At 58.8% G+C, this 14,751-nt stretch carries 13 protein-coding genes; all 13 read right to left on the reverse strand.

Features of this window, described 5'->3' with window-relative positions:
* Window positions 1-6: 6 nt before the first annotated feature.
* A complete protein-coding gene (locus HLA98_RS12295) occupies window positions 7-777 on the reverse strand; it encodes a class I SAM-dependent methyltransferase (protein WP_057500945.1) in 771 nt (256 codons plus the stop codon).
* A 4-nt stretch (window positions 778-781) separates the two neighbouring features.
* Window positions 782-1,066, reverse strand: a complete 285-nt coding sequence (locus HLA98_RS12300; protein WP_057500946.1) for a DUF4190 domain-containing protein — start codon at window positions 1,064-1,066, stop codon at window positions 782-784.
* 160 nt (window positions 1,067-1,226) lie between these two features.
* Window positions 1,227-2,036: an SDR family NAD(P)-dependent oxidoreductase gene (locus tag HLA98_RS12305; protein WP_057500947.1), complete on the reverse strand. Its 810-nt coding sequence runs from the start codon at window positions 2,034-2,036 to the stop codon at window positions 1,227-1,229.
* 41 nt (window positions 2,037-2,077) lie between these two features.
* Complete coding sequence (gene amaB, locus HLA98_RS12310) at window positions 2,078-3,610, reverse strand: L-piperidine-6-carboxylate dehydrogenase (RefSeq protein ID WP_012480007.1); 1,533 nt, start codon at window positions 3,608-3,610, stop codon at window positions 2,078-2,080.
* Window positions 3,611-3,768: 158 nt separating this feature from the next.
* Window positions 3,769-4,803, reverse strand: a complete 1,035-nt coding sequence (gene galE / locus HLA98_RS12315; RefSeq protein ID WP_057500948.1) for a UDP-glucose 4-epimerase GalE — start codon at window positions 4,801-4,803, stop codon at window positions 3,769-3,771.
* Window positions 4,804-4,828: 25 nt separating this feature from the next.
* On the reverse strand, window positions 4,829-5,938 hold the full coding sequence (locus tag HLA98_RS12320) for a glycosyltransferase (protein ID WP_057500949.1): 1,110 nt from the start codon (window positions 5,936-5,938) through the stop codon (window positions 4,829-4,831).
* On the reverse strand, window positions 5,935-7,113 hold the full coding sequence (locus HLA98_RS12325; RefSeq protein WP_129550533.1) for a glycosyltransferase: 1,179 nt from the start codon (window positions 7,111-7,113) through the stop codon (window positions 5,935-5,937). The genes HLA98_RS12320 and HLA98_RS12325 overlap by 4 nt, the downstream gene beginning before the upstream one ends.
* Window positions 7,110-8,330 (reverse strand): hypothetical protein, encoded by a 1,221-nt coding sequence (locus HLA98_RS12330; protein ID WP_057500951.1) that lies wholly within the window; start codon window positions 8,328-8,330, stop codon window positions 7,110-7,112. Before HLA98_RS12330 ends, HLA98_RS12325 begins: the two co-directional genes overlap by 4 nt.
* Before the next feature lie 93 nt (window positions 8,331-8,423).
* Window positions 8,424-9,551 carry an acyltransferase family protein gene (locus HLA98_RS12335; RefSeq protein ID WP_160320755.1) on the reverse strand — a complete coding sequence of 376 codons (1,128 nt, stop codon included), beginning with the start codon at window positions 9,549-9,551 and terminating at the stop codon, window positions 8,424-8,426.
* On the reverse strand, window positions 9,548-10,747 hold the full coding sequence (locus HLA98_RS12340) for a glycosyltransferase family 4 protein (protein ID WP_057500952.1): 1,200 nt from the start codon (window positions 10,745-10,747) through the stop codon (window positions 9,548-9,550). The genes HLA98_RS12335 and HLA98_RS12340 overlap by 4 nt, the downstream gene beginning before the upstream one ends.
* 22 nt (window positions 10,748-10,769) lie before the next feature.
* On the reverse strand, window positions 10,770-11,792 hold the full coding sequence (locus HLA98_RS12345) for a glycosyltransferase (protein ID WP_197718339.1): 1,023 nt from the start codon (window positions 11,790-11,792) through the stop codon (window positions 10,770-10,772).
* Window positions 11,785-13,239, reverse strand: a complete 1,455-nt coding sequence (locus HLA98_RS12350; protein WP_057500953.1) for a flippase — start codon at window positions 13,237-13,239, stop codon at window positions 11,785-11,787. The genes HLA98_RS12345 and HLA98_RS12350 overlap by 8 nt, the downstream gene beginning before the upstream one ends.
* A gap of 82 nt (window positions 13,240-13,321) precedes the next feature.
* A complete protein-coding gene (locus HLA98_RS12355) occupies window positions 13,322-14,743 on the reverse strand; it encodes an undecaprenyl-phosphate glucose phosphotransferase (RefSeq protein WP_057500979.1) in 1,422 nt (473 codons plus the stop codon).
* Window positions 14,744-14,751 lie beyond the last annotated feature (8 nt).

A 14,751-nucleotide genomic window follows, 5' to 3' on the forward strand; every position in this document is an offset into this window, starting at 1 on the left:
TAGGTTTCAGTCCAGCGTGCCGAGGAAGGCTCGGGTTCGATATTCAAAAGCGACCTGGCCGTCGACCGCGTGGGCGGCGAACAGGTCCTGCAGAGCGTCGATCATCAGCGCGTGGCGCGGATGACCGGATTGCGGGGCATAGGAGGAGGACAGCAGGCGCCCGCGCAGGGCATCGAAATCCAGATGCTGCACGTTCGGCAGCTCCACCCTGCCGCGCAGGCCAGGGCCGAACCAGGCCTGCATGGTGGCGTCGTCCTGGTAGCGCTCGGCCACGGCGGTGTAGTCGGTGCCGTAGTCCAGCAGCAGCTGTTCGTAACCGATCAGGAACGGGCTGGCATCGAGCAGCCGTGAATTCCAATAGATCAGTGCCAGGCCACCCGGACGCAGGATGCGCTGCCACTCGGCGCGCACCGCCACGGTGTCGAACCAGTGGAAGGCCTGCGCGACGCTGACCAGATCAACGCTGGCATCGTCCAGGCCGGTGGCCTCGGCGCGGCCATCGACGGCGGAAAAGTCCGGATACTGTGGCGCCAGCCAGTGTTCGGCGGCGGCGCGCATGGCGGCATTCGGCTCGACCGCCACCAGCGGGTGACCGCTGGCCAGAAACTGGCGGCTGGAGATACCGGTGCCAGCACCGATGTCGGCCACCCGGGCCTCGCGGCTGACACCCATCGGGCCGTGCAGCCATTCCAGCAGGGCCGGCGGGTAATCGGGCCGGTAGCGGACGTAGTCGGCGACGCGGCTGCTGAAGCGTTCAGTGCTGTCGGAGGCGGTCATGGCGTCAGTTCGACACCGCCGCCAGCCACGCCAGGCCACCGAAGAACAGGATGAAGACCAGGATGGCGGCAAGCACGGCGCCGACCATCACCCAGCCCAGTACCAGGCCGGTGACGGCCAGGCCATCGCCTTCCAGTTCATGCGGGCGGCGGCGGATCTCGGCGCGGGCCATGTGGCCGGTGACGATGGCCACGATGCTGGCCACGAAGGGCAGGACGGTCCAGCTGGCGATGCCCATGACCAGGCTCACCACGGCCAGGGCGCTTGTCTGTCGGGGTGCCACGCTCATCGGGGTCCTCCTTGGCAGTGTGCACATGATAGTGCCTCTGCCCGGGCAATCCCATGGGCAGTGCCCTGTAGAGCCGAGCCCATGCTCGGCTGAACTCTGGGCCGATGCGGTATGGACCGCGCTTTGCGCGCAAGCCGAGCATGGGCTCGGCTCTACAGATTCAGCCCATCAACACCTGGCCACCATCCACGTTGAGCACGCTGCCGGTGACCCAGCGCGCCAGCGGCGAGCACAGGAACAGGGCGGCATCGGCGATCTCGCGCGGATGGCCGAAGCGGCCGAACGGAATCTTCGCCAGGGTGCCGTGGTACAAGGCGGGATCTTCGGTGCGGCGGCGGTCCCACAGGCCGTCATCGAACTCGATGGAGCCCGGTGCGATGGCGTTGACCCGGATGCGGTCCTTGGCCAGGGCCAGTGCCTGCGAGGTGGTGTAGTGCGAAAGCGCGGCCTTGGCGGCGGCGTACGGCGCGCCACCGGGGCGCGGCTGCTGCGCGGCAATCGACGACAGATTGAGGATGCAGGCATCGCTGGACGCGCGCAGCCAGGGCAGCGCCAGGCGCGAGGCACGCACGGCCGCCATCAGGTCGATCTGCAGGCTGGCGGCCCAGCCGTCCTCGTCGTTGGCCATGCCGTAGCCGGTGGCATTGTTGACCAGCACATCGATGCCGCCGAGGGCATCGGCGGCGGCCTGCAGCCAGGCCTGGATCTGGCCGGGGTCGGCCAGATCGGCGGAAAACGCATGCAATGGCGTGCCCTGCGCTTGTGCATCGGCGCGCAGGGCCTCCAGGCCGGCCTGGCCGCGGGCGCAGGCCGAGACCTGCGCACCGGCACCGGCAAAGGCCAGGGCCATTTCACGGCCGATGCCCTTGCTGCCGCCGGCGATGAGCACGCGGCGGCCGGTGAAATCAATCACCGGCTTGCCAGCCTGTAGCGCCGAGCCATGCTCGGCGGCACTTCCTGCAGTGTTCATGGCCCGTCCTGCCGAGCATGGCTCGGCACTACAAAACAGCGTTACAGGTCGAACTTGATGCCCTGGGCCAGCGGCAGCGAATCCGAATAGTTGATGGTGTTGGTCTGGCGGCGCATGTAGACCTTCCAGGCGTCCGAACCGGACTCGCGGCCACCACCGGTGTCCTTCTCGCCACCGAAGGCGCCGCCGATCTCCGCACCGGACGTGCCGATATTGATGTTGGCGATGCCGCAGTCGCTGCCGGCCGCCGACAGGAACTTCTCGGCGGTCTTCAGGTTCTGGGTGAAGATCGAGGACGACAGGCCCTGCGGCACGCCGTTCTGCATGTCGATGGCTTCGTCGAGGGTGTCGTACGGCATCACGTACAGGATCGGCGCGAAGGTCTCGTGCTGGACCACGGCGTCGCTGTTCTTCAGGCCGGAGACGATTGCCGGCAGCACGAAGTTGCCTGCGCGGTCGATGCGGGTGCCGCCGGTTTCGATGGTGCCGCCGGCGGCCTTGGCCTGGGCGATGGCATCGAGGAACTGCTGCACGGCGCCATCGCTGTTCAGCGGGCCCATCAGGTTGGCGGCATCGGTCGGGTCGCCGATCTTGCCTTCCACCTGCTTGTAGGCCTTGACCAGCGTGGCCAGCACGTCGGCATAGATCGAGCGGTGCACGATCAGGCGGCGGGTGGTGGTGCAGCGCTGGCCGGCGGTGCCGACGGCGCCGAACACGATGCCCGGCACGGCCAGCTTCAGGTCGGCGGTTTCGTCCAGGATGATGGCGTTGTTGCCGCCGAGTTCCAGCAGGCAGCGGCCGAGGCGGCGTGCGACCTTTTCATTGACGGTGCGGCCGACCTGGGTCGAGCCGGTGAAGCTGATCAGCGGCACGCGACGGTCATCGACCATCTTTTCCGACAGCGCGGTGCCGGCATCGTTGATCAGGAAGAAGATGTCCGGGAAACCGGCTTCGCGCAGGGCGTCGTTGCAGATCTTCAGCGAGGCGATGGCGGTCAGCGGCGTCTTGTTGGACGGCTTCCAGATGCACACGTCGCCACAGATGGCCGCCAGGAACGAGTTCCAGCTCCACACCGCCACAGGGAAGTTGAAGGCCGAGATGATGCCGACCAGGCCCAGCGGGTGGTACTGCTCGTACATGCGGTGGCCGGGGCGCTCGGAATGCATGGTGTAGCCGTACAGCATGCGGCTCTGGCCCACGGCGAAATCGGCGATGTCGATCATCTCCTGCACTTCGCCATCACCTTCCGGCTTGCTCTTGCCCATTTCCAGCGCAACCAGCGAACCCAGGGCGTCCTTGTGCTTGCGCAGTGCTTCGCCACACAGGCGCACGGCTTCGCCGCGGCGCGGGGCCGGCGTGGTGCGCCAGATCTTGAAGGCTTCCTGGGCGCGGGCGACGACGGTCTCGTACTCGGCCTCGGTGGTCGCGCGGACCTGCGCGATCGGCTCGCCGGTGGTCGGGTTGACCGGGGTGATCAGCTCACCGCTGGTCGCGCTCGACCACTCCCCGTTGCCCAGGTACGTGCCAGCGTTGATCGCGTCCAGGCCAAGGGACTTGAGCAGCTCGGAAGACATGCAGACTCCTGTGTTTCGTTACGTTGTTTGGCGCCATCGCGGGCAGGTGGGGGACGCGATGAACAGAACCGCCGATGGTAGCAGAGGGCGGTGGTTGAGCTTTGGTGCGGTGCGGGGTGGAACCGCACCGATAGGCCATCCCTGTACAGGGTGCCTGTTCAGGCTGGCAGGGCTTCGTCCAGGCTGCGCGCGGTGTCAGGAATGGCCGGCTGTGGCGACCATGCGGGCGGGTTGCGATGCCACTGCCACGCGCTCTCGATGATCGGTGCCAGCTCGGTCCATCTGGGGTGCCACCCCAGCAATTGGCGAGCGCGGGTGGAGGAGGCGACGAGGCTGGCTGGATCGCCCGGCCGGCGTTCTGCCAACTCAAATGGAATGCTGCGCCCGCTCACCTCTGCTGCAGCGGCGATGACTTCGCGGACAGAGAAGCCCTGGCCATTGCCGAGATTGAATGCATGCGCGCCGGGCGTGTGGTCCATGTACTCAAGAGCGAGCGCGTGGGCCTGGGCCAGGTCCTGCACATGTACATAGTCGCGCACGCAGGTGCCATCGGGCGTGGCGTAGTCATCGCCGAACACCCTCATGGCGTTGCCGATGCCCAATGCGGCACGCAGGACATTGGGGATCAGGTGGGTTTCGCAGGCATGGGCCTCGCCAATGCCGTGGTCGGGCAGGGCGCCAGCGGCATTGAAGTAGCGCAGGCAGGTCGAGCGCAGGCCGTAGGCTGTGGCTGCGTCAGCGAGGATCCGCTCTGCCATCAGCTTGCTGGCGCCGTAGGGGTTGATCGGCGCCTTGGGGTGGTCCTCGTCGATCACATCCGACTGTGGATTACCGAATACCGCAGCGGTGGAGGAGAACACGATGCGATCAATGTCGTGGCGGCGCATGGCCTCCAGCAGGTTCAACGTGCCGGTGACGTTGTTGGCGTAGTAGGTATAAGGAGCGGAAACCGATTCGCCCACCAGCGAACGTGCGGCGAAGTGCATCACGGCGTCAAAGTGACGGCCTTGGAGGGCGCGCTCGAGTGTTTCGGGGGCCAGTAGATCGGCTTCCAGCAGTTCACCCCAGCGGACGGCATCGCGGTGACCAGTAGACAAGTTGTCGAGCACGGTTACGGAGTGGCCGGCTTCGGCCAGATACTGGGCCATGTGGCTGCCGATGTAGCCGGCGCCGCCGCAGATGAGGACCTTCATGATTCTTCCCTAAAAGCTAACTGGATCAGGCTTCCTTGCGGATCTTTGCCTGGATGAAAGACGAGAGATCCTCCCTGAACCGGTCAGGCCCGAACTGCTCAGCTCTCGCACGGCATGCGGTGGCCGAGATGGGCCTTGGAAGTCCCTCAAAACGAGCGATAGCTTCATTGATCGCTTCAACGGATTGCTCATGGAAGAACAATCCCGAGGCCACATCGGGGTCGTCACTTTCCACAACTGTCTCGAGCGCGCCTCCCTTGGCAAATGCAATGACAGGAGTTCCGGATGCCATTGCCTCAAGCGGGACGATGCCGAAATCCTCTACGCCAGGAAACACCAAGGCTCTCGCATTGGCCAAGTGTTCCTTCAGTGCAGAGAAGGGTTGTCGCCCAAGAACGATGACTCGATCCGTTGCGCGCGCCTGCATGGCTGCCAGCTGCTCGCCTTCGCCGATGATGACCAGGCGCTTTCCGCTGCGAAGGAACGCATCCATTACCAGATCAGCTTTCTTGTAGGCAGTTAACTGGCCGAGGAGCAGGTAATAGTCCTGTTTCTCGGCGCGCACTTCAAAGTCGTCTACCTCAACCGGAGGGTGGATGACCTCAGCGCTTCGGCGATAGCACTTGTCTATGCGGCGTGCGATGAACTTCGAGTTTGCAATGAAGTGATCAACGCGAGAGGCTGACACGGAATCGGTGATTCGCATGTAGTGCATTAATGGTCGCATCAACAGCCTGGTCAGCCATCCAGCATCGGCGAGGTATAGCCGATACATGTCCCAGACATACCGCATCGGGCTATGGCAATAGCAGATGTGTACTGCATCAGGATGCGTAATGACGTTCTTCGCGGGCCCGGACTCGCTCGAGATGATGAGATCGTACGCGGTAAGATCCAGCTGCTCCAAGGCGATGGGCATGAATGGAAGATACTTCTGATAGCGCTTTCGAGCCCCAGGCAGTCTGGATATAAAGGTCTTTTGCACCCGATGCCCAGCAAGATGCTTATGTTCTATCTCCGGTGCTGCAACGTGCGTGAATATGTCGGCGTCTGGATAGAGCTTGAGCAGTTGCTCAATTACCTTCTCGCCGCCACGCCATGTAACGAACCAGTAGTGAATGATCGCTACTTTCATGCCTTCAGTACTTTCTTGTAAATGGTGGCGGTCTCCGTCGCGACGGCCCTTGATGAAAACTCACGCGTCTGCGAGTGAAGAGCCTGCTTCGAGAGTTCATTCCTGAGTGATTCTCCGTATGCAACGCGCTGCAATGCATCGGAGGCCGATTCGACATCTCCCAGTGAGTAGAGAAGTCCTACGCCATGGGTACGGACAAGCTCGACATGGCCAATCACATTTGACAAAACAGAAGGGATGCCCAGAGACATTGCCTCCAGTACTGCCAAAGGAAGGCCTTCCCAGCGCGAAGTTGAGAGATAGACATCTGCAGCCGCCAAATAATCCAGAGGGCTATCAACCTGGCCGAGAAAGCTGATATTGCACACTATCTCTGATGTTGCACGCTCTTCCAGCCTCGGCGAGTCGGCGCCAGCGCCGATCCAGATGAAGTGCATTTCTGGCAGGGCTTTTGCAATGGCATATGCTTCCGCCATGTTCTTCTGATAATCGAATCGACTGACGGTGACGACAATGGGCCTACCGTCCTGAACGCCCAACTTTCGACGGGCTCGGTCGCGCATATCCTTGATCGCACCTGGCGTGTGGCTGACTACGCCATTTGAGATGACGGTCGATGGCCGTTTCTGCCACAATCCAATTGCCCGCGCCTGCGACTTCTCTTCGTCTGACACGTGAATTACGTGATTCACCCAGAGTGAGCTTGCGTTCTCATAGAGGCTGTAGATCTTTCTGCTAATCCGTCCGTACTCTCCGACATGGATTCCGTGCGCAGTATGAATGCCTGGAATTCTCGCCATGGCAGAAACGAAGCGCGCATAAAGACCTGCGCCTTTCCCATGTGCGTGAACCAGATGAATTCCTTCGCGGCGCGCATGCATTGCGAGACGCCAAGCCTGACGGAGCTCGAATTTCCTATGGGGGATTCGAAATACGCGGCCGCCAGCAATGTCATTGAATCTCGCCCAGTAGGGATCGTCCTCGGGGCAGGCCACGTAGGGGATGATCCAGTCTTCGCAATCACGAAGAAGCAATTCCAGATGTCGCGGCCCACCGCCATGGTCTGCGCGAGCCGTGATCATCAGAACTTTTGTCATGGGGATGGGCTCGTGCGATTTCATGCGCTGCAAAACTCGATTGCCTATGAATTGTGGTTCATGAAGGTATTCCTTCACTTCATCATCCGCAGGACATTCTCTCTTCGCAGGGTCAGTCGGTCATAGATTGTGAACACAATGCCCATTCCAATGAAAACAATGATTTTGGAGTGTGCTATGAAATTATCGCCCATCCAGAAGAGGATGGAAAACGCAATCCATGGATAAGTGAAAAGCCCGAAGGATCGGCCGGAAATCGCGCTTTTCCAAGCTCTCTGGGAGAGCATGCCGATGATCAGGAAGTAGACGATGGAGAAGATTCCAATGTCGGAATAGACGTATCCAAATGCAGAGGACCAGATATAACTTCCATCAAGTCCTGATTGCGCTACCGCTCCGAATTCGCTCAGCCAAGCATCCTCCTTGGTGGGCATTCCAAAAAGTGCAGGGAAATCAATCCATCTATTGGCGATTGGAATGTATGTCAGGAACTTGAAAGCGTGTACGCCGGTGTCAGAGTATGGGAGTTTCATGGCTCCGTCGAGTATCGCCGCAAGCCGGTTATAGCTGGCAGCGGTATAGCCCGCGACGTTCCTCCCTAGAATGGCCACTTCATCGCTTCCTCGAAGCCAGGCCATTGCAAGGAAGAGGCCTACGACGATCAATGCAATGGCAGCAAATGATGTAAAGCTTCCGGATAGCTTGAGCTTTCCAGTGCTGTACTTATGGGAAAGATAGACAACAGCAAGGCCAAAGACGCACGGGAGTAGATCGTATCTTGCGACTTTGACAAGCGCGCTGTAGATCGAAATGAAGGTGGCGATCACCAGTATGGCGCGCAATGTCAATTGGCGTGTGCCGGTAATGTGTTCCCTATCCATAATTCGCCACAGGCCCCACCAGCAGGTGGCATAAAGTGCAGGGAGCGCGTTTGTCATGGCGCCTGTCGCATCAAGGTCCATTTTTGCACTTCGCCCATCACTGATCCAGCCGGTAAGTAGATTTGGGTTGTTCTCCAGTAGAAGCGCAATGGAGATGATGTTAATCATCGACAGTCCCAATATGGGGAGCGCAATGAACGAAGCCCGCATGGTTCGACGGTTGTCCAAGTGATCCGCAGGACCGGAAGCCCTGGCTCGTAGGACCGTGGCACCAAATATGAACGCGACAACGCATCCACCGACCAAAAGGTGGGATGGCAGATGCATGAACATGTAGTTGTTCTCATGCATGATGCCCTGATAGGCCGATGGCGGGACCATGGTGCACGCCCAGAAGAATGCATAGGCAATCATGGCAAAGCCAACCGGTGAGATCAGTATGATTCGAGACGTACGAATTTTCACGATGCAATGACTATTGGTCGATGGTTGCGGGGCATGGATGGACTAGGCAAGTGGGGATGCGGCAACTGGTTTGCCTGTTTTTCCGGTTCCGGAAAGCAGTCTTGCGACGGGCTTTTCCACAAGCCAATAGGTAGTGGAGGAGATCAGCAGGATGGCGAGTGATGCTACAGCCAGTACGACGCCTGCCGGGGCACCCCCGAGACTGAGGCCGCCTTTCAATAATGTTCCAAGAGCCAAAGTGAAGAAGCCATGCGTCAGATATATCGAATATGACGCATCACCCAGCCAGGTTGTTCGACGCAGTAATGTTGCTGAGGGGGCAAGAAGCGCAAGCGTAACCAATACCGCACTGGGGGCGCCATATATAAACAGCCTGTCAATACCCGTCCCCTCAACTTCTCCCTGCAGAAAGGCGAACGCCAAGAGACTTGCTCCGATAGCTGTCAGAACCCACCGGATAGGCCGGATGGATCGGGACGCGGGCGGGTGTTTGGATAGGGCCCATCCAATGCACACGCCAAGGAGGAACTCCATGACCAAGGGTGACGAAACCACGCTTTGTATGCTGGCAGGGATGGCGGGAAGAAGCCCTGCCAAGGCAATCAGCAGGAACGGGAGTGCAATCCATGCAATTCCCTTCTTACGCCAACCCAGAAGGATGATGGAAGAGAAAATCAGGTAGAAATACATTTCAAATGACAGCGTCCATCCTTGGTCGAGGACGGGGTGCAACGATCCATCTGCTCGGGCCACTGGCACAAGGAGATATGAGCCCGCGATGACGGAGAAAGAGTATTGATGGGATTTAAGTGCTAGTCCGCCGATCCACATGAGAAGCAGCACTGAGGTCCATATCCAGTAGGCAGGATAGATGCGAAGCACCCGCTTCCGCAGGAAGCTCCGTGCCGAAGAGAGGCCTGGCTCCAACTTGGAAGTGCTTCTGAAAATAATGTAGCCACTAATGACGAAGAACAGGTCGACGCCTGCTGCCCCAAGCCCTGTCAGCAGGGTGAGCGTGGAGCTGAGAGGAGCGGGGTAGTAGCTGTTGAGCGTCAGTCCAACGTGATGAACTATCACTGCAAATGCTGCGACGGCTCGGAGTGCTTGAATGGAGTCAAGCTTTCCATGATCGACTTGGGCGACGGGCGAAGGAGCCGCGACTTGTTTCATGCGGCGCATCCGAGCTGTGCGTATAGAGCAAGATACTTGTCCAGCCACGCTTCGGTATCCATGAATGGATGCGAAGAAACCTTGGCCGCGGCTCCCATCGTCATACGCTCTTCCGGGTTGCTGGCAACTTGATTCAGAAGGCTGAGAAGTTCGCCGTCGTTGTCTGGGTCAAAGAGGAAGCCATTCTGGCCGTGCTGGATCATTTCAGGTATCCCTCCCCTGAGCGAACCCAGAACGGGCTTGCCGAAGGCGAGAGCCTCAAAAACCACGCCCGGGAAAGTGTCATTCCAGAGAGAAGGGACGACGACGGCGTCGACTTCCGGGAAGAAGTCTCGCTGTTTGACTCTGCCCAGAAATGCTACCCGTGAATCCTTGGTTTTCTTCTTGAGAGCTGCGACATACTTCTGGTCGCCATCGCCTGCGATCCAGAGTTGCGCGTCCTCGTGCTCGAAGTGTGAAAAAGCCTGTAGAAGCACCTCCACGCCTTTGCTTGGATCCAGGCGGCCGATGAAACCAAAGCGAGTGCCCTTATGTTCAGTCGTAAGCGCACTAACGTCGAGAGATTGTGGGTTGCGCGTATTGTTGATGACAGCTTTGATCGGCACCTCTCGGAAATACCCGTGCTGGAGATGGCGATCGAGAATGAACTGACTGACCCCGACGACGGCAGAGGGCAGACTGCTCGCTTTTCGGTGGGGAAGACGTAGCAACTTGCAGTCCGTGCATTGAGTCTCACAGTTGTGCTCATTGCGGAACATTGAGCTCCGGGCGCAGATTGCGTACTGGTCATGCAAAACCTGTACGACGGGGATGCCCAACGATTTTATCGTCGCCCAAGAAGAGGCTGACCAGCCAGGCAGGCTGTGTACTGACACGACATCCGGCTGCTCCAGTTCGAGGACCTGCTTTAGTTGGCTCTGCATCAATCTGCTGTAGCCATCCACCGTATGCCAAGCGAGCTTGGATAGCGAAGATGCGACCTTCTCCTTTGTTGGCCAGTACAAGTTACGGATGCCGGCGCGCCAGATGCGCACGCCTTCGCGCTCGAGGAGGTCAAGCGCCCGTCCTGACTGGGTCGAGACGAGAATACACTCGTGGCCCTTCTCCCTCAGAGCGCGGATCAACGTCCAAACAGTAAGCTCCACGCCGCCGCCGTCTGCCGGATCGTCATATGTATTCAGGAACAGTATTTTCATAGTTGCATTGGTTTCGGACGATTCAAAGCGGGAAGCTCTTGGAAATTCCAAGTCGAGAGTTCTTGCCATCGCGGATTGCCCTGAGTAGGAGGCGATATCGCGGGAAGCTCTGTGTCTTGATCGCAAAGAACGTCAATAGTCCGAGGTAAATGCACTGGTTCAACTTGTACTCGATCCGTGAGCTCATCCAGATTTTTCTGTCAAAGTAGGTCTGATTGCGCGCGGCGTAGAACGCCCGAAAATCCGATCCGCCCTTCAGCCAGCCTAAGAAAGTGTTGGGGTAGCTTTCCTTCAAATTCCAAGACTCCTCGAGATCTTCAAGCTCCGCGTCCGTGGCAAGGCAGATCGCGCCGCCTCGTGAGGTTATGCGCCTTGTGTACTCGGTGTCATCGGCATATAAAACGAAGTCGGCGTTCGGGAGTCCAATGGTTTCGAACAACTTTCGTGAAGCCATTAGTCCGCCGTAGGGAGCATAGGGAATCTGGACGGAGGAGGGCGCTGCGCCGAGTGGCCCCTTGGGCCCAATGCGACGCTTGATTTTGAAGAAGAGTTGCCGATAGTGGAATCCGAAGAAACTTGAGCGCAGAGGATATGCGCGCTCTGGATTCACGCCTTGTGCAATATCTGCTTGGTGGCTCGGCCGAAATCCAAGAGCTGCCGATCTCTCGGCTCCATAGGCCCTGGCGGTGATTTCAAGTTGTGAATGAAGCCTTCCCAGTGCTCCCTGTCGCGGTGCGTTGTCATCGTCCATGAGCCAAATGAACTCAGCGTTGTCAGCGAGGGCTGCCTCGATTCCCACCGAGTATCCATTTGCAGATCCACTGTTGCTGCTCAGTCGGACAACACGAAGTTTATTCCCCCATTCATTCTCGATGATTTTTAGGTCGGAAGTCGATGCGTTGCTCACAACGATGGCTCGATTGACTCCTTCGATTTCGAAGGCGCGGCGAAGCAGTTCGCGCAGATACCCGATGCGGTCCGCATAGGTTACCGTCACCAATGTGGTTGAACGCATAGTGGTGTCGATTTTCAGTGACTCAATCATTGTGACGTAGGCGCAAAGCGACGGGTGCTGCCAGGGCTATTCCCGCTATTCCGAAAAATACCGCAAGAGTAAGCCTGAGCACGGGGGATGGGATAAGTGCTGCGGTTGTCATCGCCGCAATTCCTACAATCATCGCAGCTAGCATGAATGCTGAGGGGCGGCGCACTTCCGGGATGGATATGCTCGAGCATGCGCTGAGGAGAATATAGTCGAGCGCCATTCTCCCGGACCACGCTATCGCAGCGCCAATGATGCCGAAATGGTTTAGCAGCTGCCATAGCGCGATTGCATAGATGGGGAGTTCTATCAGATGCAGCTTGGCGGTGATGCTTGGGCGGCCTGCTGCCTGCAGAAGTGCGTGGGGAATTCTGGCGATGGAATTCAGAATCAGACCGACGCATAGCCAGTGCAAGAGTGGCGTCGATTGCTGTGAGAACTGTTCGCCGATCCACAGCGAGAGGCCTTCAGGTGCCAGGAGGTATATGCCCAGTGCAATCGGATAGACGGCAGAGAACATTACAAAGGACGCACTCTTGTAAAGTGACGTCAGCTTGTCTGTTTCCCGTGCACTCCAATGTGCCGCGAATGCTGGAAAAAATACGCCTATGAGTGCAATGGGAATGAAACTGAGGCGATTGACCAGGTCGCCTGGCACTGCATAGTAGGGCAGGAGATGTAGTGCAACCACGCTGCCAATTACAACCTTATCGAGCTGCGCCATCAGAGGGCTGATCAGGTTGCTCAGCGTGATCCAGCTGCCAAACCCGAGGAGCTCGCGTAGATTGCTACGGTTGAACCGACCGACGCCTGCATCCAGTGCGCCTTTGCGTATGGAAATTTGATAATAAAGTGCCGCTGTGGCGGCTCTGGCCACAGCAAGCGCAATCGTAGCTGGTACCAGGCTATGGGACCATGTGAGCATCAGCAGGGGGGCCCCAAAGTTCAGCATTCCCATTAGGAGGCGAACCTGGCTGATTGCATGAAACTCCGCTCGTGCTTCCAGTAGTCCAATAAGGCCGGCCGACAGAATCACGAAGGGTATGCCGAGCGCAAGAATTCGGAGGCTGAGTACGCTTTCATCTCGGAGGCTGGCTCCAAGTTTGAGCGCCTCCGCAATTAGCGGGGCAGTGGCAATCAGTAGTGTGCATGCCAGCAAGCCGAGGACAGCCATGGTTGACAGAGCCGTCTTTATGACGTCGTGAATGTCTTCTGTGCTATTGCTTCCAAGCCTGTCGGCGACGAGTTTTGTAAGTGCGCGCCCAATGCCGAAATCGAAGATGCTGAAGTAACCAATCAGCGCCCAGATTATCGTCAATAGTCCAAAGCGCTCGTTGCCGTAGCCGGCCAAAAGGCTTGGGATGGCAAAGAAGGCGAAGGCGAGCGGAATCCCAGCTCCGGCCAAGTTCCAGGCGATGCTATGGGCGAAGGAGCGATTTTGCTTTCTCATTGAGCCCGGCATGCTGCGTGGTGTAGCTCTACTGAAGGGTGGGAGGTGGGAGGCGCACTCCCTTGAACGCCACATTCGTTAGCTAGTAGGCGTTCTTGTTGATGAACCCTTTGAAGATCGTCAGGAAGACAATCTTCAGATCAAACGAAAGCGACCAGTTCTCGATATAGAAGAGATCACATTCGATGCGCTTGTGAAGATCGGTAGAGCCCCGCCAGCCATTGACCTGCGCCCAGCCGGTGATGCCCGCCTTGACCATGTGCTTCTTCATGTAGGACGGAATCTCGTGCTTGAACTTGTGCACGAACACCGGCCGCTCCGGCCGCGGTCCAACGATCGACATGTCGCCCAGCAGGACGTTGATGAACTGTGGTAATTCGTCCAGGCTGGTCTTGCGAAGGAAGCTGCCCACGCGGGTGGCGCGATTCTCGCCGGCCTTCGCCCACACTGCGCCAGACGCGCCTTCGGCATCGACCGGCATCGAGCGGAACTTCAGCATCCAGAACGTCTTGTTGTTCCAGCTCATCCGCTCCTGCCGATAGAAGATAGGGCCTGGAGAGCTCAGCTTCACAGCCACCGCGATCGCAAGCATGATCGGTGAGATCATGAGCAGGATGAGGCCGGCAAGGATGCGGTCTTCCAGAGCCTTGATCAGGCGGGCGCCGCCCTGAAGGGGGGTCTGCTGAAGATTGATGACGGGAAGGCCCGCGACCTGCTCGACGGAGTGGTTCAGCAGGTGCAGTCCGAACATGTCAGGCACGAACTTGATATCGGCAGTGGAGTGCTGCAGCTGATTCAGGGCAATTGCGATGTTGTCTTCGTCGCGCATCGGCAGGGCAATCCACACCTGGTCGATATGATTGGCCTCCACGTATGCGCCGAGCCCATCAAGTTCTCCCAGCTTGCTTGCATGCTGCACGCTGCCGCGGTCAGACGGGGTTCCGAACCAGCCGCGCACCTCAATTCCTGCCCAGGTTGCCGACCTCAGGGAGCTGACGATGTGCTGTGAATCGGTCGTGGCGCCCACGATGACGGCGCTCCGTAAATCTGCACCTCGGGCCCGGATCCAGCCCGCGATGCCGCGAACGCCAACGCGGAGTGCAATTACGCCAGCCAGGCTCATGCCAAACCACGAGGCAAGCCATATGCGCGAAAGCTCATCGGTTACCTGGATTGCGGTCGAGTAGGCGAGAAGGCCGCCGAAAATCACGGCGAGCTTCATCAGGACTTTGCCGAACTCGGCGAGCAGTCCACGTCCGCGCCAGCTCTCGTACAATGATGAGGATCCAAGGACGAGAAGTGCGAAAAGAACGGTGATGGAGACCAATCGGGCGTAGTTCATCGGCATGTGCAGATCGCCGAATCTCATCGCATAGGCCGCCAGTGCAGCGGCCACCAGGATGAGAGGATCTCCGATTCTCAACGCCAGGCTGAGTGCAGGGGCAAACCTGTTTCCCGAAGCATTCCAGAGCCCGGCGTGGTGCCGTGCAGGCATGTAAGACATGTCGATTT

It is taken from the genome of Stenotrophomonas africana, from assembly GCF_013004645.1.
GTDB classification, from domain to species: Bacteria; Pseudomonadota; Gammaproteobacteria; order Xanthomonadales; family Xanthomonadaceae; genus Stenotrophomonas; species Stenotrophomonas africana.

What these genes read in the sequence shown, in the direction of transcription:
- HLA98_RS12295 (WP_057500945.1), bottom strand. Translation starts at nt 777, where the DNA reads ATGACCGCCTCCGACAGCACTGAACGCTTCAGCAGCCGCGTCGCCGAC.
- HLA98_RS12300 (WP_057500946.1), bottom strand. Translation starts at nt 1,066, where the DNA reads ATGAGCGTGGCACCCCGACAGACAAGCGCCCTGGCCGTGGTGAGCCTG.
- HLA98_RS12305 (WP_057500947.1), bottom strand. Translation starts at nt 2,036, where the DNA reads ATGAACACTGCAGGAAGTGCCGCCGAGCATGGCTCGGCGCTACAGGCT.
- amaB (WP_012480007.1), bottom strand. Translation starts at nt 3,610, where the DNA reads ATGTCTTCCGAGCTGCTCAAGTCCCTTGGCCTGGACGCGATCAACGCT.
- galE (WP_057500948.1), bottom strand. Translation starts at nt 4,803, where the DNA reads ATGAAGGTCCTCATCTGCGGCGGCGCCGGCTACATCGGCAGCCACATG.
- HLA98_RS12320 (WP_057500949.1), bottom strand. Translation starts at nt 5,938, where the DNA reads ATGAAAGTAGCGATCATTCACTACTGGTTCGTTACATGGCGTGGCGGC.
- HLA98_RS12330 (WP_057500951.1), bottom strand. Translation starts at nt 8,330, where the DNA reads ATGATTGCCTATGCATTCTTCTGGGCGTGCACCATGGTCCCGCCATCG.
- HLA98_RS12335 (WP_160320755.1), bottom strand. Translation starts at nt 9,551, where the DNA reads ATGAAACAAGTCGCGGCTCCTTCGCCCGTCGCCCAAGTCGATCATGGA.
- HLA98_RS12340 (WP_057500952.1), bottom strand. Translation starts at nt 10,747, where the DNA reads ATGAAAATACTGTTCCTGAATACATATGACGATCCGGCAGACGGCGGC.
- HLA98_RS12345 (WP_197718339.1), bottom strand. Translation starts at nt 11,792, where the DNA reads ATGATTGAGTCACTGAAAATCGACACCACTATGCGTTCAACCACATTG.
- HLA98_RS12350 (WP_057500953.1), bottom strand. Translation starts at nt 13,239, where the DNA reads ATGAGAAAGCAAAATCGCTCCTTCGCCCATAGCATCGCCTGGAACTTG.
- HLA98_RS12355 (WP_057500979.1), bottom strand. Translation starts at nt 14,743, where the DNA reads ATGTCTTACATGCCTGCACGGCACCACGCCGGGCTCTGGAATGCTTCG.